At 29.3% G+C, this 2,344-nt stretch carries 4 protein-coding genes; all 4 read right to left on the bottom strand.

All coding sequences use genetic code 11. The features are described 5' to 3' along the window. Window positions 1–203: 203 nt before the first annotated feature. Window positions 204–341: a hypothetical protein gene (locus VK071_00030; protein ID HLR33702.1), complete on the bottom strand. Its 138-nt coding sequence runs from the start codon at window positions 339–341 to the stop codon at window positions 204–206. A gap of 10 nt (window positions 342–351) precedes the next feature. Next, a complete protein-coding gene (locus VK071_00025; GenBank protein ID HLR33701.1) occupies window positions 352–588 on the bottom strand; it encodes a hypothetical protein in 237 nt (78 codons plus the stop codon). A gap of 192 nt (window positions 589–780) precedes the next feature. Further along, a complete protein-coding gene (locus tag VK071_00020) occupies window positions 781–1,869 on the bottom strand; it encodes a protein rep (protein ID HLR33700.1) in 1,089 nt (362 codons plus the stop codon). A gap of 68 nt (window positions 1,870–1,937) precedes the next feature. Then, the gene (locus VK071_00015) at window positions 1,938–2,201 is read right to left on the bottom strand and encodes a hypothetical protein (protein HLR33699.1); all 264 of its coding nucleotides are present in this window, start codon (window positions 2,199–2,201) and stop codon (window positions 1,938–1,940) included. Between the last annotated feature and the right edge of the window lie 143 nt (window positions 2,202–2,344).

The following is a 2,344-nucleotide window of genomic DNA, read 5'->3' as shown; positions in this document are numbered from 1 at the left end:
TTAAATTACTCTCCCTTAAATGTATCTTTTCTACATAGTTGAAATTCTAATTTCGTCTATTTTCCCCTCCACTGCTCTACTCAAAAGAGGGGTTCGCACGTTACATTACTAGTTATTGTTAGGTTATTTTGCTGCACCCCTGAACGACCCCAGTAACATTATTTGTTGTTGTAAGTTTTTATAGCTTTTAATGTGAAGTGTGCCTATTCTTCCGTATCAGGATTATTTATAACCCTTCTAATATCGGCGATACTAAATTTTTGTAATATCCTCTCTACATCGCAAGGACTAAAAACTTTTAATAGTTTTCTAACTTCTTCATCTGTTAAACCCTTTTGCATAATTCCACCCCTAATCATTAATTTCTTTTCTAAGATCCTTTTGAATTTCTTCTAGGTTAATAGACATCATCTTTAAAAAAGCATCTTTATCTTGATTTAAAATAACATCTTCCATTTTACTTAAAAATTCATCCATAGTTTCATCAAAGAAGCCTGTCATAGTAATTCCCATAATATCTAATAATTTTTTAAATCTGGCATACTTTTCTTCATCAACGTAAATATAAGCTCTTTTTTTCTTTGCCATAAAATGACACCTCCTTAATATATTTTATATTATAGCACTATTGGATAATCATAGCAACCATTATCCACCGTATTTACAAATTGTAATTACGCTTGTAATATATAAGCATCACAAAAAAAGCTACCTCTCCCCTTTGGGTCCCCGTGAACCCCCAAAGTGTAGAAGTAGCATATTATATGTGATACAATTAAATTACAAAGAGTATAATTCACGTAAATGTTTATGTACTATTTTACGTGAGATAATTTTATTTTGATTATCTTTTAGAAGATCCTCTGGAGTCTCGCACACTTCAAGAGGATTTTCTTTTGCTCTTAATAATTCAATATACATATCATATATTTCATCGAATTGCTCTATAATGCTGTCATCATCTTTAACATTATAAAAACAACCATATCCTTGTATTTGTCGAACTTTATAAAGTGCTTCTCTTAAAGTTTTAAAGTTTTCATAAGATATTAAATTACCTTTTTCATCAGTAGATTTTGTCATATATTTAAAAACCTCATGAACTGATTTTTCATCCACTGGATCTATCGTACAACTATATCCAATTTCTAATTCTTCAATAGCTTTTTTTGTAACTCTTTCGCCATTATTTAATAAATACCATATTTTCTGAATCAATATTTCAAAATCAGTAAATTTTCTATAACCATTCTTTCTACTTCTTGAAAAAGTATTTCTTATATGTCTATTATCGTCTAGGGGCTTTTCTAAGGCTATTATACAATGTAAGTGTGGGTGATAATCATCTCCCTTAAAAGTAACCTCTAGGGAACGTATAGCACCTTCATATCCATATTGTTCAAAGTCTAAACCTTTTATTTTCTTTTTTAATTTTAAATAATCAATTAAATAAGCAAAACTTTTGAATATTTTTTCTCTAATAGTGTCTTTTAAGTCTGATCCTTTACAGTTTGGAACTGTTAAAACTAAATGATATATGTATTTATCTTTTGCTATATCTTCAATTAAGGGCATAAACTTTGCAAGCCTTGAAGCTTGTTTGACTAGCTTACAATTATTACAAAATTTATCCTTGCAAAGATTAGTCCTTTTAAAGTCCTTAATCTTTTGTTCTCGGTAATGATCCATCACCCAGAACTTATTGCAATTCTCTAAGTTTTCTATATTTGAACTAAAATTAACATCAGGATATTCTGCAGCAAGTCTAGAATAATGATTAATAATTGATTTATTATACTCATTATTATTGATGATTTGCATTATATGGTTCTTTTCAATACTTAAATTTGACAAATCGCTTAATTTCAACGTTTCTCCCCCTTTCGATACCACTCAGTGAGCCGACTTATTTCTAATATATCGAGATAGAAGAAAATCTATCGATTTTCTAATAAATCCAACTTATCTTTATAGAAATCATAATAAGAAATTTTCTTTCTTGCTCTAGTAAATTCTTCTAAGCTAACACTCCAATATTGGCAACAAGATTTATAAGAAACCTCTGTTCCATAAAGATCTGTATTACCAGCACATTTTATAATCAAAACTTCTGGTAAAATTTCATTCCAGTCCTGATCATGCTTAACATTATCAAAACCAAATTCACACGTTAAACAATTTCTTATATGTTTAAAATTCATAATTAAATTACTCTCCCTTAAATGTATCTTTTCTACATAGTTGAAATTCTAATTTCGTCTATTTTCCCCTCCACTGCTCTACTCAAAAGAGGGGTTCGCACGTTACATTACTAGTTATTGTTAGGTTATTTTGCTGCACCCCT

Source organism: Tissierellales bacterium (genome assembly GCA_035301805.1).
Classification (GTDB): domain Bacteria; phylum Bacillota; class Clostridia; order Tissierellales; family DATGTQ01; genus DATGTQ01.
This window is presented reverse-complemented; position numbering and strand designations above follow the sequence as displayed.

Bases quoted from the DNA above. Each gene is read 5' to 3' on its own strand.
- VK071_00025 (HLR33701.1), bottom strand. From the start codon at position 588: ATGGCAAAGAAAAAAAGAGCTTATATTTACGTTGATGAAGAAAAGTAT.
- VK071_00030 (HLR33702.1), bottom strand. From the start codon at position 341: ATGCAAAAGGGTTTAACAGATGAAGAAGTTAGAAAACTATTAAAAGTT.
- VK071_00015 (HLR33699.1), bottom strand. From the start codon at position 2,201: ATGAATTTTAAACATATAAGAAATTGTTTAACGTGTGAATTTGGTTTT.